This is a genomic window from Burkholderia cepacia (assembly GCF_029962485.1).
Classification (GTDB): domain Bacteria; phylum Pseudomonadota; class Gammaproteobacteria; order Burkholderiales; family Burkholderiaceae; genus Burkholderia.
This window is the reverse complement of sequence record NZ_CP073638.1, coordinates 1027606-1047108: the sequence shown is the minus strand read 5'-3', so window position 1 is coordinate 1047108 and position 19503 is coordinate 1027606. Positions and strand designations below refer to the sequence as shown.

17 protein-coding genes are annotated in these 19503 nt (G+C 67.9%); 10 read left to right on the top strand and 7 right to left on the bottom strand.

The window, feature by feature from the left end:
• The first annotated feature begins 17 nt into the window (after window positions 1–17).
• The 5 genes from gsiB to KEC55_RS21085 all read left to right on the top strand — a co-directional run bounded on the left by gsiB (window position 18) and on the right by KEC55_RS21085 (window position 5375).
• Complete coding sequence (gsiB, locus tag KEC55_RS21105) at window positions 18–1580, top strand: glutathione ABC transporter substrate-binding protein GsiB (RefSeq protein WP_282510397.1); 1563 nt, start codon at window positions 18–20, stop codon at window positions 1578–1580.
• 67 nt (window positions 1581–1647) lie between these two features.
• Complete coding sequence (gene gsiC / locus KEC55_RS21100; protein ID WP_282510395.1) at window positions 1648–2568, top strand: glutathione ABC transporter permease GsiC; 921 nt, start codon at window positions 1648–1650, stop codon at window positions 2566–2568.
• A gap of 7 nt (window positions 2569–2575) precedes the next feature.
• Window positions 2576–3469, top strand: a complete 894-nt coding sequence (gene gsiD, locus KEC55_RS21095) for a glutathione ABC transporter permease GsiD (protein ID WP_282510393.1) — start codon at window positions 2576–2578, stop codon at window positions 3467–3469.
• The gene (locus KEC55_RS21090; protein ID WP_282510391.1) at window positions 3469–4551 is read left to right on the top strand and encodes a P1 family peptidase; all 1083 of its coding nucleotides are present in this window, start codon (window positions 3469–3471) and stop codon (window positions 4549–4551) included. The genes gsiD and KEC55_RS21090 overlap by 1 nt, the downstream gene beginning before the upstream one ends.
• A complete protein-coding gene (locus KEC55_RS21085; protein ID WP_282510389.1) occupies window positions 4548–5375 on the top strand; it encodes a M55 family metallopeptidase in 828 nt (275 codons plus the stop codon). The genes KEC55_RS21090 and KEC55_RS21085 overlap by 4 nt, the downstream gene beginning before the upstream one ends.
• Before the next feature lie 35 nt (window positions 5376–5410).
• Here the strand turns inward: KEC55_RS21085 and KEC55_RS21080 are convergent, their stop codons facing one another.
• The gene (locus KEC55_RS21080) at window positions 5411–6190 is read right to left on the bottom strand and encodes an alpha/beta fold hydrolase (protein WP_282511373.1); all 780 of its coding nucleotides are present in this window, start codon (window positions 6188–6190) and stop codon (window positions 5411–5413) included.
• A gap of 142 nt (window positions 6191–6332) precedes the next feature.
• On the opposite strand from KEC55_RS21080, the gene KEC55_RS21075 reads away from it, so the two are divergent.
• A complete protein-coding gene (locus KEC55_RS21075; RefSeq protein WP_282510387.1) occupies window positions 6333–7112 on the top strand; it encodes an AraC family transcriptional regulator in 780 nt (259 codons plus the stop codon).
• A gap of 428 nt (window positions 7113–7540) precedes the next feature.
• Here KEC55_RS21075 and pcaG read toward each other — a convergent pair whose 3' ends face one another.
• The 3 genes from pcaG to KEC55_RS21060 all read right to left on the bottom strand — a co-directional run bounded on the left by pcaG (window position 7541) and on the right by KEC55_RS21060 (window position 9689).
• Entirely contained in the window at window positions 7541–8134 is a 594-nt protein-coding gene (pcaG, locus tag KEC55_RS21070) for a protocatechuate 3,4-dioxygenase subunit alpha (RefSeq protein ID WP_282510385.1), read from the bottom strand.
• A 3-nt stretch (window positions 8135–8137) separates the two neighbouring features.
• Window positions 8138–8845 (bottom strand): protocatechuate 3,4-dioxygenase subunit beta, encoded by a 708-nt coding sequence (gene pcaH, locus KEC55_RS21065; RefSeq protein WP_282510383.1) that lies wholly within the window; start codon window positions 8843–8845, stop codon window positions 8138–8140.
• 277 nt (window positions 8846–9122) lie between these two features.
• Window positions 9123–9689, bottom strand: coding sequence for a YiiX/YebB-like N1pC/P60 family cysteine hydrolase (locus KEC55_RS21060; RefSeq protein WP_282510381.1), 567 nt, complete (start codon window positions 9687–9689; stop codon window positions 9123–9125).
• Window positions 9690–9809: 120 nt separating this feature from the next.
• On the opposite strand from KEC55_RS21060, the gene KEC55_RS21055 reads away from it, so the two are divergent.
• The 4 genes from KEC55_RS21055 (at window position 9810) to KEC55_RS21040 (ending at window position 12465) form a co-directional block, all read left to right on the top strand.
• Window positions 9810–10547: a helix-turn-helix domain-containing protein gene (locus KEC55_RS21055; protein ID WP_282510379.1), complete on the top strand. Its 738-nt coding sequence runs from the start codon at window positions 9810–9812 to the stop codon at window positions 10545–10547.
• A 77-nt stretch (window positions 10548–10624) separates the two neighbouring features.
• Window positions 10625–11611 (top strand): pca operon transcription factor PcaQ, encoded by a 987-nt coding sequence (gene pcaQ / locus KEC55_RS21050; protein WP_282510377.1) that lies wholly within the window; start codon window positions 10625–10627, stop codon window positions 11609–11611.
• Between the two features lie 125 nt (window positions 11612–11736).
• Window positions 11737–12096, top strand: coding sequence for a type II toxin-antitoxin system RelE/ParE family toxin (locus KEC55_RS21045; RefSeq protein WP_282510374.1), 360 nt, complete (start codon window positions 11737–11739; stop codon window positions 12094–12096).
• Between the two features lie 72 nt (window positions 12097–12168).
• Entirely contained in the window at window positions 12169–12465 is a 297-nt protein-coding gene (locus KEC55_RS21040; protein WP_174948783.1) for an XRE family transcriptional regulator, read from the top strand.
• A 100-nt stretch (window positions 12466–12565) separates the two neighbouring features.
• Here the strand turns inward: KEC55_RS21040 and KEC55_RS21035 are convergent, their stop codons facing one another.
• From KEC55_RS21035 to KEC55_RS21025, 3 genes are all read right to left on the bottom strand, one after another.
• A complete protein-coding gene (locus tag KEC55_RS21035; RefSeq protein WP_282510367.1) occupies window positions 12566–13840 on the bottom strand; it encodes an APC family permease in 1275 nt (424 codons plus the stop codon).
• 139 nt (window positions 13841–13979) lie between these two features.
• Window positions 13980–18518, bottom strand: coding sequence for a DEAD/DEAH box helicase (locus tag KEC55_RS21030; protein WP_282510365.1), 4539 nt, complete (start codon window positions 18516–18518; stop codon window positions 13980–13982).
• 202 nt (window positions 18519–18720) lie between these two features.
• Entirely contained in the window at window positions 18721–19245 is a 525-nt protein-coding gene (locus KEC55_RS21025; RefSeq protein ID WP_282510363.1) for a metal-dependent hydrolase, read from the bottom strand.
• Between the last annotated feature and the right edge of the window lie 258 nt (window positions 19246–19503).

Sequence of the window (19503 nt, the reverse complement as noted above, 5' to 3'; positions counted from 1 at the left end):
CACAGGAGCCCAACAAGATGAACAAGCCGCATTCGTTCCCGATGTTCCGTCCGCGCGCGCTGTTTGCGGCGGGGGCCGGCGCGCTCGCGCTGTCGGTCGCGGTGCCCGCGTTCGCGCAGCAGAACGTCGTGGTCGCCGTGTACTCGACGTTCACGACGATGGACCCGTACGACGCAAACGACACGGTGTCGCAGGCCGTCGTCAAGTCGTTCTACGAGGGGCTGTTCGGTTTCGACAAGAGCATGAAGCTCGTCAACGTCCTGGCGACCAGCTACACGGCGTCGCCGGACGCGAAGGTGTACACGGTCAAGTTGCGCGAGGGCGTGAAATTCCACGACGGCACCGATTTCAACGCGGCGGCAGTGAAGGCGAACTTCGACCGCGTGACCGATCCCGCGAACAAGCTGAAACGTTACGGCCTGTTCCGCGTGATCGAGAAGACCGAAGTGGTCGACCCGACCACGGTGCGGTTCACGCTGCGCGAGCCGTTCTCGGCGTTCATCAATACGCTCGCGCACCCGTCGGCGGTGATGATCTCGCCGGCCGCGCTGAAGAAGTGGGGGCGTGACGTGTCGCTGCATCCGGTCGGCACCGGGCCGTTCGAATTCGTCGAATGGAAGCAGACCGACGACATGAAGGTGAAGAAGTTCGCCGGCTACTGGAAGAAGGGCTATCCGAAGGTCGACACCATCGACTGGAAACCGGTGGTCGACAACAACACGCGCGCGGCGCTGATCAAGACGGGCGAGGCGGATTTCGCGTTCACGATTCCGTTCGAGCAGGCGAACGACCTCAAGAGCAACCCGAAGGTCGAACTGATCGAGTCGCCGTCGATCATCCAGCGCTACATTTCGCTGAACACGCAGCAAAAGCCGTTCGACAACCCGAAGGTGCGTGAAGCGCTGAACTACGCGGTCAACAAGGAAGCGCTCGCGAAGGTCGTGTTCGCCGGTTACGCGACACCGCAGACCGGGGTTGCGCCGATGGGCGTCGAATACGCGACGAAGCTCGGGCCCTGGCCGTACGACCCGGCGAAGGCGCGTGCGCTGCTGAAGGAAGCCGGTTATCCGGACGGATTCGAATCGACGCTCTGGTCCGCGTACAACCATTCGACGGCGCAGAAGCTGATCCAGTTCGTCCAGCAGCAGCTCGCGCAGGTCGGCGTGAAGGTGAAGGTGCAGGCGCTCGAGGCCGGCGAGCGGGTCGCGAAGGTCGAGAGCGCCCAGGATCCGGCAACGGCGCCGGTGCGGATGTACTACAGCGGCTGGTCGGCATCGACGGGCGAAGCGAACTGGGCGCTGACGCCGCTGCTCGCGTCGGCTTCGGCGCCGCCGAAGCTCTACAACACGGCTTACTACAAGAGCGCTGTTGTCGACGACGATCTCGCGAAGGCGCTTGAGACGACCGATCGCGCGAAGAAGGCCACGCTTTACGCCGACGCGCAGAAGCAGGTGTGGACCGATGCGCCGTGGATTTTCCTGGTGCAGGAGAAGATCGTCTATGCGCGCAACAAGCGACTGCACGGCATGTACGTGATGCCGGACGGCTCGTTCAACTTCGACGAAATCTCGGTGAAATGACGGCGGCTTGCCTGCCTCGCGGTGCCGGCGGTGCAGGCCGCCGGCACGCTGATTCGATCGGTGCCCCATGCTGAATTTTCTCGTCAAACGCCTGTTCGGCCTGCTGCCCACGCTCGCGATCGTCGCGGTGCTGGTGTTCCTGTTCGTGCACCTGCTGCCGGGCGACCCGGCGCGGCTCGCGGCAGGGCCCGAAGCCGACGATGCGACGGTCGCGCTCGTGCGTGCCGATCTCGGGCTCGACCGGCCGCTGCCCGCGCAGTTCGTGAATTTCTTCACGAAGATCGCGCACGGCGATTTCGGCATGTCGACGCGCAGCAAGCGGCCGGTTTCGACCGAAATCGGCGAGCGCTTCATGCCGACGCTGCTGCTGACACTTGTCAGCATGGTGTGGGCGACGGCCTTCGGCATGGCGATCGGCATCGCATCGGCGGTGTGGCGCAATCGCTGGCCCGACCGTCTCGGCATGACGATCGCGGTGTCGGGCATCTCGTTTCCCGCGTTCGCGCTCGGCATGCTGCTGATGGAAGTCTTCTCGGTGAAGCTCGGCTGGCTGCCGGTCGTGCCGGACGGCTCGTGGAAGAGCTACGTGCTGCCGTCGCTGACGCTCGGCGCGGCGGTGGCGGCCGTGATGGCGCGCTTCACGCGCGCATCGTTCGTCGAGGTGCTGAACGAGGATTTCGTGCGCACCGCGCGTGCGAAGGGCGTGCACGAGCCGATGGTCGTGCTCAAGCATTGCCTGCGCAACGCGATGATTCCGGTCGTCACGATGATGGGGCTGCAGTTCGGTTTCCTGCTGGGCGGCTCGATCGTCGTCGAGGTCGTGTTCAACTGGCCGGGGCTCGGGCGCCTGCTGGTCGATGCGGTGACGATGCGCGACTATCCCGTGATCCAGGCGATCGTGCTGCTGTTCTCGCTCGAATTCATCCTGATCAACCTGACCGTCGACGTGCTGTACGCGGTCATCAACCCGACCATCCGGTTCAAGTGAGGCGCGCATGAACGCGACTGTCCCGACCGCGGCGCCGGCCGCACCGACCGCGATCCGCACGCCGTGGCGCGAATTCTGGCGCAAGTTCCGCAAGCAGACCGTCGCGCTCGTCGCGGGCGGCTTCGTGCTGGCGCTCGTCGTGCTGGCCTTCGTCGGCCCGCACATCGTGCCGTTCGATCCGGAGAACTATTTCGACTACGACGCGCTGAACGCGGGGCCGTCGGCCGTGCACTGGTTCGGCGTCGATTCGCTCGGCCGCGACATCTTCAGCCGGATCGTCGTCGGCACGCGCATCTCGCTCGCGGCCGGTTTCTTCTCGGTCGCGCTCGGCGCGGTGATCGGCACGTTCTTCGGGCTGCTCGCCGGCTACTACGAAGGCTGGTGGGACCGCATCACGATGCGCATCGCCGACGTGCTGTTCGCATTCCCCGGCATCCTGCTCGCGATCGGCGTGGTCGCGATCCTCGGCAACGGGATGATCAACGTGATCTGCGCGGTCGCGATCTTCAGCATCCCGGCGTTCGCACGGCTCGTGCGCGGCAACACGCTGATGCTCAAGCACATGACCTACGTCGAGGCCGCGCGCAGCATCGGCGCGTCGGACTGGACGATCATCATGCGGCACATCCTGCCGGGCACCGTGTCGTCGGTCGTCGTGTACTTCACGATGCGGATCGGCACGTCGATCATCACGGCCGCGAGCCTGTCGTTCCTCGGGCTCGGCGCACAGCCGCCCACGCCGGAGTGGGGCGCGATGCTCAACGAGGCGCGCGCGGACATGGTGACGGCGCCGCACATCGCCATCTTCCCGAGCCTCGCGATCTTCCTGACCGTGCTCGCGTTCAACCTGCTCGGCGACGGGCTGCGCGACGCGCTCGATCCGAAGCTGGAGCGCCGCTGATGGGCGTTGCTCCGATGTGGGCCGCGACGCTGCCGGCCGGCCCGCGCGGCACGATCGCCGACGTGCCGGGCGTGACGGTCGGTCATTGCACGCTCGATGCCGGCGGCGTGCAGACGGGGGTGACCGTCGTGAAGCCGCATGCGGGCGACGTGTACCGCAGCAAGGTGCCGGCGGGCATTGCCGTGATCAACGGCTTCGGCAAGAGCGTCGGGCTCGTGCAGGTCGACGAGCTCGGCACGCTCGATACGCCGATCGCGCTGACCAATACGTTCGGCGTCGGCGCGGTCGCCCAGGCGCAGATCCGCGCGGCGATCGCGGCGAATCCGCAGATCGGCCGCGACTGGTCGACCGTCAACCCGCTCGTATTCGAGTGCAACGACGGTTATCTGAACGATATCCAGGCGTTCGCGGTCACGGCTGCGCATTACGACGAAGCGTGCCGCATCGCGTCGCGCGACATCGAACGCGGCGCGGTGGGCGCCGGGCGCGGGATGTCGTGTTTCGACCTGAAGGGCGGGATCGGCTCCGCATCGCGCGTCGCCGTCGCGGCCGGCCGCTCTTATACGGTCGGCGCGCTCGTGCTCGCGAATTTCGGCCGGCTGCCGATGCTGACGCTCGGCGGCGTGCCGCTCGGGCGCATCGTCGCGCAGCGGCGTGCGGCCGAAGCCGCGCATGCGGCACCGCCCGAGCAGGGCTCGATCGTCCTGTTGCTCGCCACCGATGCACCGCTCGACGCGCGGCAGTTGTCGCGGCTCGCGCGCCGCGCGGGCGCGGGGCTGGCGCGCACGGGGTCCGTCTACGGGCATGGCAGCGGCGACATCGCGCTTGCGTTCTCGACCGCTTTCACGATCGCGCACGATGCATCGACGATCGCGCTGCCGGCGCTCGTGGCCGATGCGGCGCTCGATCCGCTGTTCATGGCCGCGGCCGAAAGCGTCGAACACGCGATCGCCGACGCGTTGCTGCAGGCCGTGACAGTCACCGGGCGCGACGGGCACGTGCGGCAATCGCTGCGCGACGCGGTGCCCGATCTCGACCGGTTGTTCAACGAAGATAACGAAGGGCATTCGACCCAGTCATGAAGATCCTGATCTCGACCGACATCGAGGGTGTCGCCGGCGTATTTGCCACAGAGCAGACGCGCGCAGGTAATCCGGAGTACGAACGGGCTCGCCGCTGGATGACCGCCGAGGCGAACGCGGCGATCGAAGGTGCGTTCGCGGGTGGCGCGCAGGCCGTATGGGTCAACGATTCGCACGGCGGCTTTCGCAACCTGCTGCCCGACGGGCTCGATGCGCGTGCGCGTGTCGTGCTTGGCAAGCCGCGCATGCTCGGGATGATGGCGGGCCTTGAACAGCAGCCCGATCTCGTGTTCATGATCGGCTATCACGCGAAATCGCAGACGCGCGGCGTGCTCGCGCACACGATCAACGGCTTCGCGTTCACGCAGGTATGGCTGAACGGCGTCGAGCTCGGCGAAGCCGGGCTGTACGGCGCGCTGGCGCAGGAATATGGCGCGCACGTCGCGCTGGCGACGGGCGACGACGTGTTCGCCGAGGAAACGCAGCCGCTGTTTCCGGACGCACGTTTCGAGACGGTCAAGACGGCCGGCGGCACATCGAGCGGCGACACGCTCACGCCAGCCGCGTCGTGTGCGCGAATCGCGACCGCCGCGCGCGATACGGTGGCGCAGGCGTTGTCGGCCGGCGTGCGTGCCGGTGCTCATCGGCCCGCACCGGCTGCTTGCACGCTGCGTGTGCAGACGGCCGCGCTGGCCGACTTGTTCTGCGTGCTGCCGTCGCTCGAGCGTGTCGATGCGGTGACGCTGCGCTTCGATGGGCCGTCGGTCGAGCACGTGGTGCGCACGCTGAACAGCCTGTCGGCGATGTCGTTCATGCTGCGGTGATGCGCACGGCAACGATGTCGCAGGCGTGCGACCGGTCAATGCGCAACGGCAGGGCGCGCTGTCACGGCGAGCAGAAACGCTTCCATCGCCGCGACCAGCGCGAGCGGCGTCTCGTTCATCGGATAGTGGCCGGCATTGCGCAGCACGTCGACGGTGGCGAACGGATAGCGCCGCAGGTAGGTACGGGCCATCAACGCCGCGTCGAACGCGGGATCGTGTTCGCCGATCAGCACTTTGACCGGGTGCGTACCGGCGATCTCGTCTCTGAAATCCGTATCGGCCCACGCGCGGAAGTACGCGCCGAATGCCTGCGCCGACGAACAGGCTGCCGAATACGCGGCTTTCCACTCGATCCAGGCGGCCGGCAGTCGGCCGCCGGTGCTGCGGTCGATGATGGTCCGGCGATCGGCGGGATGGTCGGCGGCGCGCTCGAATAGCGCGCGTCGCGCGGCGTCGAACCGCAGGCCGCCGCATGGGACGGGCGCGATCGGCACCAGCGCGCGCACGCGGTCGGGCGCGAGGGCGGCGACCTTCTCGATCGCCATGCCGCCCATTGAATGGCCGACGAGGCTGAAGGTCGGAAAGCCGAGCGCGTCGGCGAGCGCGAGCGTGTCGGCGGCGATCTCGTCGATCGTGTAGTCGCCGCGTGCGTCGCGCATCCGGCCGTAACCGCGGTAGTCCATGAATACATAGCTGAAATGCTCGCGTGACAGCCACGCTTCGACGGGTTCGAACGCGCGGGCGTCGCCGAACCAGCCATGCAGCACGAGAACAGGGTGGGGGCCGTCCCCCACGCGATGAAACGTATTCGGCATGTCCGCTCCGATGAGGTTGCAATCCGGCCGATCAGGCCGACGGGTCTTGCGGCCGTGAGGTCGCGCAACGGTGGAGCGGATCGTAGATCGATCGAGGGCGACCCGCCTTCGATATCGGGTCATTGATGATGGAATTTGGGCCGTGAGAAATACGCTGCTAGATCCCTACGAACACATTCCGCGGAACGTGGTCGTGACCGCCAACGACTATGCGGCCGGCACGACGTTTCCGGAGCACGCGCACGGGCGCGGGCAATTCGCGTTCGCGTCGCGCGGCACGATCAGCGTGTCGACGCCGCACGGGCGCTGGCTGGTGCCGCCGCAGCGCGCGTGCTGGGTGCCGGCCGGCGTGCGGCACGAAATGACGATGACCGGGCCGGTCACGATGCTCAATACGTTCGTGTCCGGCGACGCCGCGCAGGCGGTTGGCCTGCCCGGGCAATGCGGCGTGTATGGCGTGTCACCGCTGCTGCGGCAACTGATCGACGATGCGATCGACCTGCCGGCCCTGTACGACGTCGGCGGCCGTGCGGGCAAGCTGATGGATCTGCTGGTCGCGGAAATCGCGACGATGCCGCGCCTGTCGCTGCATGCGCCGCTGCCGGCCGATGCACGGCTGGCGAAGGTGTGCCGGCACCTGTTCGCGTCGCCGTCGATCGCGGCCGATCTCGACCAGGTCGCGGCCGATGCAGGCGTGAGCCGGCGGACGTTCACGCGGCAGTTCCGCGCGCAGACGGGCGTGAGTTTTGCCGCGTGGCGCCAGCAGGTGTGCATGCTCGCGGCGATTGCCCGCCTGACCGACGGGCAGCCGGTGACGCGCGTTGCGCTCGATCTCGGGTACGCGAGCGCAAGCGCGTTCACGTCGGCGTTTCGCCGCATCCTGGGCGACACGCCGAGCCGGTATCTGGAGATCCGGCGCTAGCCGGTCGCAGCCGCAAAAAAATACGCGCCCGCCAAATTCGGTCGGACGCGTTTAAAGGCACTCGGTCAGAAAAAATGCGCGCACAGCCTGCTGGGCGGTGTCGCGCATTACATGCGTAATTGTTTCTGGTGCGGATTTAATTCCGTTTGAGCGTTGCGGATAACGAAGGATACGCCGCATAACACGCAAACGATATCCCGCTGGACCGACGTTTCATGTGCGATCGCAGCATGCGTTTCAATCGGGCGTTCGATATCGGGGCGGGAAGCCTCGGGCAACAGGCATTCGCCGCCGCACCTCGCCACGATGCGACGCATCATCGAATGATGGCGACGGCCCACGAAAAACGCCGCGTGGTGCGATGCCTGTCGGTATCGCGCCACGCGGCGTGCGGTTGCGTGCGAAGCCGGCGTGCGCCGGCGCATGCGTCAAACGTCGAAGAACACCGTTTCGTCCGGCCCCTGCATGCGGATGTCGAAGCGGTAGACGACCGGGCGGCCCGGCTGCGCGTCGCGTTTCGCGACGAGCGTCGCGCGGCGCTCGGCCGGTACCGCATTCAGCACGGGGTCGGTCGCGTTCGCCGCGGCTTCGTCGTCGAAGTACACGCGCGTGAACGCATGGGTGAGGATCCCGCGCATCATCACGGTCACGTTGATGTGCGGCGCCTCGTCGGCGGCGAGGCGGCCGGGCTTCACCGTCTCGACGACGAAGCGCTGCTGCGCATCGGTGCCTGTGCCGACCCGTGCGAAGCCCGTGAAGCCGGATTTCGCGATGTCGTCGCGCGAGGCCGGGTAGCGGCCCGCGCCGTCCACCTGCGTGAATTCGAGCACCGCGTCGCCGACCACATTGCCGTCGCCGTCGAACACCTGGCCGACCAGCAGCACGTGCTCGCCTTCGGCGTGCGCCGCGGCGATCGTCGGCGTGAACAGGCTTTTCAGGTCGTAGTCGTATTGCTGCGGGCACAGGCCGTACGCGAAGTACGGGCCGACCGTCTGCGAAGGGGTTTGCTTCAGCGTCGTCATGGTTCAGCGCTCCATCGGGGTAGCGTCGCGGCCGCGCAGCACGATGTCGAATTCGTAGCCGAGCGCATAGCCTTCTTCGGTAATGTCCATCGAGAAGCGCGAGATCAGGCGATCGCGCGCGGCCTCGGGCGTGCCCTGGAAGATCGGGTCGTACGCGAGCAGCGGGTCGCCGGGGAAGTACATCTGCGTGACGAGACGCGAGCCGAAGTAATCGCCGAACAGCGAGAAGTGGATGTGATTCGGGCGCCACGCGTTCGGATGGTTGCCCCACGGATACGCGCCGGGCTTGATCGTCAGGAAGCGGTAGCGGCCTTCGTCGTCGGTCAGGCAGCGGCCCGCGCCGAGGAAGTTCGGGTCGAGCGGCGCGTCGTGCTGGTCGATCTTGTGCACGTAGCGGCCGGCCGCGTTCGCCTGCCACACTTCGACCAGCGTGTTGCGCACGGGCTTGCCGCCTTCGTCGAGCACGCGGCCCGTGACGACCATGCGCTCGCCGAGCGGCTCGCCGTTCTTCACGGCGTTCTTCGTCAGGTCGTGGTCGAGCGCGCCGAGATCTTCCGCGCCGTAGACGGGCGCGTACTGGTCGCGCAGCTTCTCTTTCAGCGGGATCAGTGCTCGGGTCGGGCCGCGCTTCACGGACGAGCGGTACTCGGGGTGAACATAGGCCGGATGCGACGGCCAGTCGCGCGGCGTGAGGATCGTGGGGGAATCCATCGGGCGTCTCCTGATAGGTATTTCGCGTAGGGGATGGCAGGACTTTAGCCAATCCGGAAAGTTATGCAAAATGACCTTTTTTCGCGAGACGCATAACCGTTCGTTATATTTGGCGCGCCCATGAAAAATCCGCCGGACAGGATGCCTGTCCGGCGGATGAAAGCGATCGGGCTTCGCGTCGTCGGTGACGACCCCGTGCACGGCCCTCCAGCCAGCCCGTCGCTATTTTTTGTCTTTTGTTCTTGTTGTTATCCGGCCTCCCTGAGCGCGCCCGTTGTCATTTGCAGCGTGGATCGAACACGATCCCGTCGAATTCGACCGAAAGCGTGCTGCTGCGCAGCAGTGCGGCTGGCGTCGGCGCCTGGTCGGCACCGATCACGTCGCTCACGTACTGCGCGCAGAACCCGCGCCGCACCCGCAGGTTGAAGCGGTTGCCGAGCAATGCGTCGATCCGCTGTTCGGCCGTTGCATGCAACCGGCGCTGTTCGTTGGCGGTCGATGCCGCGATGCGGCGTGCCAGCGCGATGCGTCCGCCGTCGGTATGAGCGACGAAGCGCGATAGCGGCGTGAGCTTCGTCCATGCCAGCGCAGCGGATTCGGCGATCACCGGTTCGTCGCCCGACGTATCGACCACGATGCCGAAGCGGTTGGCCCATGCGCCCGTCGTGGCTGCCGCGTCGCGCGGCGAGCCGGCCGGATCGCGGATGAACACGAGATCGCCGACATGCGCGCTGGCGGCCAGCGTGCGGACAGTGGCGAGCGGCATCGTGCGATCCGTGTCGCGTGCATCGCGCGGTGCGGTGTGCTGCGGTTCGTAAGCGGCGGTTTCGGTGCGGGTGGCCATTTCGGCTCCGTCGTTGAGTGACAGGACGGATCGGATTATGCAGACAAGTATCCAAAAGTGTTCATCTGTACGCGCCGGTAGCCTAATATCCGACCTGGAGCATCATTTTTCGATACTAAAATGACCGAAACCGCCCAACTCATCGAAACGCTGAAGCGCCAGTTGAAGGCGCAGGGAATGACCTACCGCGATGTCGCGCGCTCGCTTGACGTCTCCGAGACGAGCGTGAAGCGGCTGTTCGCGAGCGGCCGCTTCACGCTGGAGCGCGTTGCGGAGATCGCGCAGTTGCTCGGCTATACGCTGGCCGAGCTCGTGCAGGAGGCATCGGCGTCGGCGCCGAGGCTGCACATGCTGACCGAGCAGCAGGAGGCGCTGCTCGTGTCGGACGAGAAGCTGCTGCTCGTCGCCGTTTGCGCGATCAATTACTGGACCGTGCAGGACATCGTGTCGGCCTATCGCGTGACGAAGGCCGAATGTGTGAAATACCTGTTGATGCTCGACCGGATGAACGTCGTCGCGCTGTTGCCGGGCGACCGGATTCGCGTACGTGTCGCGCGCGATTTCGACTGGCTGCCGGGCGGGCCGATCCGCCGTTATTTCCATGCGCACGCCCTTGGCGATTTCCTCGACAGCCGCTTCGACGGCGCGGGCGAGACGATGACGTTTTCGCAAGGGATGCTGACGGAGGCCGCCGCCGCGGAGCTCGAACTGGAGTTGCGCCGGCTGCGCAGCAAGGCGGCCGCGCTGCATGCGGAGTCCTCGTCCGCGCCGCTCGGGCAGAAGCACGGCACGGGTCTGCTGATCGCGACGCGGATCTGGGAGCCGATCGGTTTCCATGCGCTGCGGCGTGACGCGTGACGTTTCACCTGGTACTTGGGCTTATCAGGAAAGTTATGCAAAATGGCATTTCATTGCCATTCGCATAACCACCCGTTATGAATAACCGTATCGCCGACGGCCGCGTCAAGTTCCGGCACCTGCAGTGTTTTCTTGCGGTCGCGCAGTTGGGCGGCGTGCAGAAGGCGGCCGAAAGCCTGTCGATCACGCAGCCTGCCGTGTCGAAGACGATCGCCGAACTGGAGGCGATCCTCGGCGTGAAGCTGTTCGAGCGCGGCCGGCAGGGTGCGCAGCCGACCCGCGAAGCGCAGTTGTTCATGCCGCATGCGAACGCGTGCGTGCTGGCGCTGCGGCAGGGCGTCGGGCTGCTGGCGCGCGAAGGCGGCGCTGCAGCCGCGACGCTGGAAATCGGCATGCTGCCGACCGTCGCGGCATCGCTCGCGCCCGCGTTGATGAAGGCGCTGGCCGAGCGCTGGCCGCGCATCGTCGTGCGGATCGCGACCGCCGCGAACGCCGATCTGTTGGAGCGGCTGAAGTCCGGTGCGATCGAATGCGCGATCGGGCGACTGTCGGAGCCGGAGCGGATGATCGGGCTTGCGTTCGAGCAGTTGTACAACGAGCCGCTCGTCGCGGTCGTGCGCGCCGGGCATCCGTTGCTGTCGAGCGCGGCGCCGGCCACCGAGCTCGCGCGCTATCCGGTCGTGCTGCCGCCGTTCGGCACGCTGATTCGCCAGTCGGCCGAACAACTGCTCGGCGCATGCGGCGCGCCGCCGCTGGATTCGTTCATCGAGGTGCTGTCGGTATCGGTCGCTCGCGCGCTCGCGCTCGAGAACGATGCGGTCTGGTTCGTGCCGCTCTATGCGGCCGAATACGATCTGTCGGCCGGTGCGCTGGCGCGCCTGCCGCTGCCGTCAGCGGGTACCGACGAGCCGGTCGGGCTCATTTTGCGCACCGATGCGCAGCCGACGCCGGTCGCACGGACGCTGATCGATGCCGTGCGAGACATCGCACGGTCGCGGTTCGGCGACAAGCGTGCGCACCGGCCGCCACGCGCCACGCGCAAACCGGCTCGCGGCGATCGCTGATCCTCCGGGCCGCGCGGCAAGCGGCTCAGTTCCTTTCTCCGTTTCCCGATTGGCTATCCGGCTAGTAGCCGCTCTCGTGGCGCTTGGCATATCGTATCGTTTTTGGTACGATTGGTGACAAGACAATGGCGAGACAGCAGATCCAGGTCACGCTCGGCGTGCGGTTCTTTTGCACGGCCCGAGGCAACGAGCCGGTGCGCGAATGGCTCAAGGCGCTCGGGCAAGTGGAGCGAAGGGTAATCGGCGAAGAGATCAAGACCGTTCAACTCGGCTGGCCGCTCGGCATGCCGCTGGTCCGGAAGATGGCGAAGGATCTGTGGGAGATCCGCGTGATGCTGCCGGGGCGGAGCGCCCGCGTGCTGTTCACGGTCGTCGGCGACACGATGGTCTTGCTGCACGGCTTCTTCAAGCAATCGAGGGCCACGCCGTCGGACGAACTCGACGTCACCGTCGCGCGCCTGAAAGCGCTGACGCACGCCATTTGAATTCCCGGTTGCGCCGTAACCCGCCGTCTCCGACGGCCGGGCAGCCGGCAATGCCATGCATTGGAGTACGACATGACGACCACGAACAACCCGCATATCGGCAGCGACTTCGATACCTTCCTCGAAGAGGACGGCAATCTCGAAGCGGCCACCGCCACCGCGATCAAGCGCGTGATCGCGTGGCAGATCGGGCAGGAAATGAAGGCGCAGCACATCACGAAAACCGCGATGGCCGCGCGGATGAAAACCAGCCGCGCCGCACTCAACCGGCTGCTCGACGAAACCGACACGAGCCTCACGCTGGCGACGCTCGCGAGCGCGGCCGCCGCGCTCGGCAAGCGGCTCAGCTTCGCGCTGGTACCGGCCTGACAGGCGCGATGCGCGCGGCAATCCGGCCAACGATCCGGCTGGCGATTCGCCGGCGCGCCACCTCAGGCGGGCGGGCGTCAGCCCGCGTGCGCACCGCGGGTCATTTGCGCGGCCCGGTCACCTGCAGATAAAGCAGCGCGCCGCCCGCGAGCAGCAGCGGGCACAGGAAATACCAGCCGGTCGTCAGGAACAGCCCGGCAACCGCAACCAGCGATATCCACGCGCAGCGGTAAGCGATGCCGCCGCGCGGCAGCAACTTCAGCGCGGCGGCCGCACCGAGCCCATACACCATCACGAAACATCCGGACGTCACGAGCACGAGCGGTTTCGGGCCGACGTCCGAGAGCGTCGTCGCGGCCAGCGCGACGGCTGCAAGCAAGGCAATCACGCCGAGGCTGCGGCGCGGGACGCCGCCGACCTGGCTGCCCTGCGCGAGCCACGCGGGCAGCGCGCCGTCGCGCCCGAGCGCCGCGCCGAGCTTGGCCGCGCCCGCGAAATACGCGTTCATCGTGCCGAGCGTGAGCAGCAGCGCGGCGACAGCCGCCAGCACCTGCGCATGGCCGCCGATGCCGCCCGCGATCAGTTCGGCGAGCGGGGCACCGGACGCGCCGGCCGACGGCCCGAGCACCATCACGCTCGCGGCGGCGACCGACAGATACAGGAACCCGACGACCACGACCGCAATACCGGCCGAACGCGGCATGTCGTGCGCAGGCCGACGGAATTCCGCCGCGAGATGCGTGATCGCTTCCCAGCCTGCAAAGCTCCACACGAGCAGCGCGGCGGCCTGGCCGACCGCGAGCCAGCCATGCGGGGCGAACGGATGCAGATTCTCGGCGCGGGCATGCGGTGCTGACGTGAGTACCGCGGCGAGCAGCAGCGTGACGAGCAGCGCCGACAACACGAGCTGCATGCGGCCCGACACCGTAACGCCGAATGCGTTCGCGGCCGACACGGTCGCAATCAGCGCGGCGGCCGTGACGATGACCGTCGTGTGCCCGCCGCCCGTGACGGCCGCGACGTACGCGCCGCCGAACATCGCGGCGGCCGGCGCACCGGCCGGCACGGCAAAGTAAAAGCACCAGCCGACGATGGCGGCGGCCTTCGGACCGAATGCGCGCCGTGCGTAGGTCGAGACACCGCCCGAGTCGGGATAGCGTGCGCCGAGTGCGGCGAAGGTGGCGGCGAGCGGCCCGGACAGCACGACGAGCGCAGCCCACGCGAGCAACGACGCCGGGCCGGCGACCTCGGCGGCCAGCGCAGGCAACGCGATCACACCGGTGCCGAGCACCGCGCCGATATACAACGCGGCACCCTGGAAAATCGTCAACGAGCCCGCATGATGAGCGGCGGGCGAGTCGGCATGCGAAGTCATGAGCGGCAGTCTCCGGAAGTTTTGTTTTGTCTGGATGACGCGCGGGAGCCCGCGCGTGCAATCGTTCGATGCTACCCGAACGATCGCGGCAACGCGGCCCGGCGATCAGTAGTCGGCGTGCCGCGCGTGTCAGCCGATGTCAGCAGTAACGTGCGAGCCGCAGGCGCGCATCCTCGCGCGCGGCGGGCGACAGTTCCGGCGCGTAGTGGAATGTGCCCGACACCAGCGACGCGACGGGCACGCCGTCACGGAACAGCACGCGATTGCCGGCGAGCGCCGGCACCTTGTCGCCGGGCAGCAGCGTGCCGGCGAGGTTCAGCGGGTCGGCGCCCGTCACGCACACATACTGTCCGTCACCCGGTTGCCGCCGGAGTTCGCGCAGGATCGGGATGGCCTCGGGCAGTGCGAACTGCTCGCCCGCGAGCCCGGCAACGAAGCGTCCGCCGCGAATCTCTCCACGTGCTTCGAGCCGTTGCAGCACGCGCACGAGCTCACGCCAGCTTGGCAGCCAGTCGGCCTCGCGTTCGAGCAGCCGCCAGAACACGACGCCGTAGCGGCGCAGCAGCGTCCATGCGATGTGTTCGAGCGCGTCGGGATCGGTCGTGGCCAGGCCGCGTTTCGGCGCGGCCGCATCGCCTGGCGGCGCATGGCGCTGCACGAGCGCCCAGCGGCCCGCGTCGTCCATCCCGCCGATCAACGCGCCGCCGCGCCGCGTGCGCGGCGCATAGGTCGCGCTGCGCTTGACGACCGGTTTCAGCAGCGCGCGCAGGCCAGCGTAGCTGTCCGCGTTCACGAGGCCGGCCGACACGAGTTCGCCAAGCGCCTGCTCGAGTTCGACGGGCAGCATGTGCAGGTCGTCGAGTAGCCCATCGAAGAACATCGCGCCGTGCGCGGCGAGCGCATCGCGTACCTGCGTGGCGCGCGCGGAAAGCGCCGGTTGCGCATCGGGATCGCGCAGCGCTTGCCATGCGGAAAGATGGCGGCGTGGCAGCAGCACGATCGGCGTCGTTTTCACGGGCGTGCCGGCCGCACGCGCAGGCGCGCCGATGCGCGTCCAGACCAGCTTGCCCGAGCGGCACAGCTCGTCGAGGCCGCCGGCCATGTAGTCGGTGAGCCGCGCGGGCAGCAGCGCGTCTTCCCATGCACTCGCCGCGGCCTCGTAGCCTTCGAGCTGTTCGACCACGGCCGCGAGTGCGTCGCGGCCCGTGCCGCGCGTGTCGGGTGTCAGGTGCTGCCAGTGGAACAGGAACCGCATGAAATCGGCGCGCTCGACCGGTTCGATCTCGCGGCGCAGCCGCTTCACCGTATAGCGATGAATGCGCGCGAGCAGGTGGCGTTCGCACCATTCGTCGGTCGTCGCGCCCGGTGTGAAGCGGCCGCGCATCACGTAGCCTTCGCGCTCCAGTGCCGCGAGTGCCGTCACGATCGACGCAGGCGGCAGGCCGAGCGGCGTCGCGACCGCGTCGAGCGTGAGCGGCCCGAAGCCGGTGAGCCGCGCGCGGATCACGTCGACGAGCGCGGCATCCGCCTCCCACGGCTGAGCGCACGCGGCTGGCACCTTGAGCGCCGGTGTCACGCGTGCGTCGGGATGCAGCGCGCGCAGGCAAATGAGCCGTTCGACCGGCACCCACAGCGCGGCGCCGCCCGGCGCGACGAGTTTCGTGGCGCGGCGGCGATCCGCGAGTTCCGCAAGCTGCTCGGGCCAACCTGCGTGCGCCTGGGCTTCGCTGTCGGAGAGGCAGGCGAGCGTGAGCAACGCGTCGTGCATTTCGTCGGCGTCGCGCACGAGCGGCCATGCTTCGTCGCGCACGGCGTCGATCGCATCGGCGTCGAGCGCACCGAGATCGTCGGCCGATTCGGGGTCGCTCCAGCGGCGCGACTGCACGGCTTGCGTGCGACGCTCTTCAAGCGGCGCATCGTCGAGGAACGCATAGGGTTTCGCGTTCAGGATCTCGGCCGCGAGCGGCGACGGCGCGGGCAGGTCGCGCGCGACGAGTTCGATCGCGCCGCTTTCAATCCGGCGCAGCAGCGCGAGCCAGCCGTCGGTATCCATCGCGTCGTGCAGGCAGTCGTCGAGCGTCTGGTCGACGAGCGGGTGATGCGGTATCTCGCGTTCGCCGACGATGTTCTCGAGGCACGCGACCTGATCGGGGAACACGGTCGCGAGCAGATCCTCGCTCTTCATCCGCTGCAGTTGCGGCGCGGTGCGCTTGCCGCCGGTGAAGCGTGGCAGCGCGAGCGCGGTCGTCGCGTTCCAGCGCCAGCGCACGCCGAACATCGGCGCGTCGAGCAGCGCCTGGACCAGCACGTGTTCGGCGCTGCCCGAACGCAGGTAGCGCCACACTTCGTCGAGCGCGAAGCTGTGCGCGAGCGACAGCGACAGGATGATCGCGTCGTCGGTCGCGGCGGCCTGCAGCTCGAAGTTGAAACTGCGGCAGAAGCGCTTGCGCAGCGCGAGCCCCCATGCGCGATTGATGCGGCTGCCGAACGGCGAATGGATCACGAGTTGCGTGCCGCCCGATTCGTCGAAGAAACGCTCCATCACGAGCGTGTCCTGCGTCGGCAGCGCACCGAGCGCGGCGCGCGTGCGGGCGAGGTAGTCGGCGATCTGGCGCGCGGCGTCCGGCGACAGGCGAAGCTCGTCGACGAGCCAGCGCAATGCGGGTGCGAGGCGGCTTTCGGCTGGGGCGAGCGCGGCGCCGGTTTCGGCATTCGCTTCGGCCTCTGCTTTGCCGCCCGCACGTTTGCGTCCGCCGGCGCCGGCGCCGGAACCGGCACCAGCACCAGCACCAGCACCAGCACCAGCACCAGCACCAGCACCAGCACCAGCACCAGCACCAGCACCAGCACCAGCACCAGCCTGCCGGTCGCCGTCTGCGAACAGCCCGTCGAGCCGCGCGCGCAACCGGCCGACCGCCGCCGACAGCTCGTCGCTGCGCCCCGGCGCCTCGCCGAGCCAGAACGGGATGTTCGGCGACTGGCCTTGCGCATCCTCGACGCGCACGCGGCCCGTTTCCACGCGAATGATCCGGTATGACTGATTGCCGAGCTGGAACACGTCGCCGGCCAGGCTCTCGATCGCGAAATCCTCGTTGACGGTGCCGACCTGGATGCCCTGCGGTTCGAGCAGCACCGCGTAGTCGGCCATGTCGGGGATCGTGCCGCCCGAGGTGGTTGCGGTCATCATCGCGTTGCGGCGCCCGCGCACGGTGCCGCCGACCACGTCGCGATGCAGGTATGCGCCGCGCACGCCGCGCCGGCTCGTGAAGCCTTCGGCGAGCATCTTCATCACTTCGTCGAAGCGTTCGCGTGTCAGCCGCGCGTACGGCGCCGCGTGCGTGAAGCGCGCATAGAGCGCGTCTTCCTGCCATTCCGTGCATGCGACTTCGGCGACGATCTGCTGTGCGAGCACGTCGAGCGGCGCTTCGGGAATCCGCAGCGCATCGAGCTCGCCGCGTTGCACGCAGTCGAGCAGCGCCGCGCATTCGACGAGTTCGTCGCGCGAGAGCGGGAAGAGGCGCCCCTTCGGCACACCGCCGACATGGTGCCCCGAGCGGCCGACGCGCTGCAGGAACGGCGCGATGCCGCGCGGCGAGCCGACCTGGCAGACGAGATCGACATCGCCGATGTCGATGCCGAGCTCGAGCGATGCGGTGGCGACGAGCAGCTTCAGTTCGCCGCGCTTCAGGCGCTGCTCGGCGTCGAAGCGGTGTTCCTTCGCGAGGCTGCCGTGATGCGCGGCGATCGCTTCCTTGCCGAGCCGGTCGGCGAGATGGCGCGCCATGCGCTCGGCGGTGCGCCGCGTATTGACGAACACGAGCGTCGTGCGATGCGCGGCCGCGAGCCCCGCGATGCGGTCGTACACCTGTTCCCACACGTCGGTGGCCATCACGGGTTCGAGCGGCACGTTCGGCAGTTCGAGCGCAAGGTCGCGCTCGCGTGTGTGGCCGGTGTCGACGATCGTGCAGTCGCGCGGCGCGTCGGCCGGGCCGCCGACCAGGAAGCGTGCAACCGCGTCGATCGGCTTTTGCGTCGCCGACAGCCCGATGCGCGGCAATGCGTGGCCGGCCAGCGCGTCGAGGCGTTCGAGCGACAGCGCGAGATGGCTGCCGCGCTTGGACGATGCGAGCGCATGGATTTCGTCGACGATGACCGAGCGCACGTTCGACAGCATCTGCCGCCCCGACGTGGACGACAGCAGCACGTACAGCGACTCGGGCGTCGTGACGAGGATGTGCGGCGCGCGCTTGCGCAGCGCGGCGCGCTCCGCTTGTGTGGTGTCGCCGGTGCGCACGGCCGTGCGGATTGCCGGTACCGGCAGGCCGAGTTGCGCGAGCGATTCGGCGATGCCGGCGAGCGGCGCGTCGAGGTTCACGTGGATGTCGTTCGACAGCGCCTTCAGCGGCGACACGTAGACGACCAGCGTCGCGTCGGGCAGCGTGCCGTCGTGCGCCAGCGCATCGCGCACCAGATCGTCGAGCGCGCACAGAAACGCGGTGAGCGTCTTGCCGGAGCCGGTCGGCGCGGCGACGAGCGTCGAGCGGCCGGCCTTGATGTGCGGCCACGCGAGCGCCTGCGCGCCGGTCGGCGCGGCGAACGTGCGACGGAACCACGCGGCGACGGCCGGGTGAAACACGTCGAGCGCGCTGGCGGCAGGGCGGGTAGCGGTAACGTCCATCGGAGCGTTGAAATGGGGTGCGAGTGCGCGGACGAACCGCGCGTGAAGCGAATCGTCAGTGTGCCAGACGTCGCGTATGCGTGCCGGGCATGCTGGCCGACGAACCCGATTCAGATGGGGGCCCGCGCCGCACTTTCAACAAACCGAAAGTTGCGTGCAATGCGGCGTACCGATAGCGCGCCGAATTGCGACGAATTGCAACTTAAACGCGATGCAGCCAGCCGAGCCAGTGTTCGAGCAGCGGTGCGCGCGACCACAGCGACTGCGCGAGCCACAGTGTGCCGCCCCATGCGGCGGTCACGACGATCAGGTCGCAGTGCCCGCTGTTCCACAGGTTGAGCGAATGGCGCCGCCAGATCCACGGCACGCCGAGCGGGTTCGGCCAGTCGGCCAGCAGGTGCATCACGCCGCCGCAGGCGAAGCCGAACAGCGGCGCGGCCCACAGCGGATGCGGATGATGGATGAGCCCGTGCCACCCGAGCGCGAGCAGTGCGATCCAGCCGATGCCCCAGTGCGTGACGGTGCGATGCGTGATCCACAGGCGGCGCTTGCGGCTCCACCAGGCGACTTCGAGCCAGTCGGGCGCGGTGCCGCCCGCGACGCCCGCCGCGAACGCGGCGAGCATGCCGATGTGCCACGGGCCGGTTGCACCGGTTTGTGCGACGAGGACGGCGGCGGCGACGCCGGCCGCGAAGCCGGACGCATGATGCGCGTTGTGTGATGCCATAGGGAGCGAGACGAAGAAACGTGAAGCGGCACGTGAACGAAACAGCGATGCCGTGCGAAAGCGGGGCGCTATCTTCTCAGATCGACTCGCGCAGCGGGAGGGGCGTTTGCAGATTTTTTTGCACGTGCTGCACGGGATGCCGCGAGGTTCGCAACTTTCGGTTTTTGTGCGGTGGGTTATGACGCGCACCGCATGTCATGTCGACCGATTCACGTCCGTCGCGGCGCCGCAACGCGACGGCGCATACGTGACCGGCGT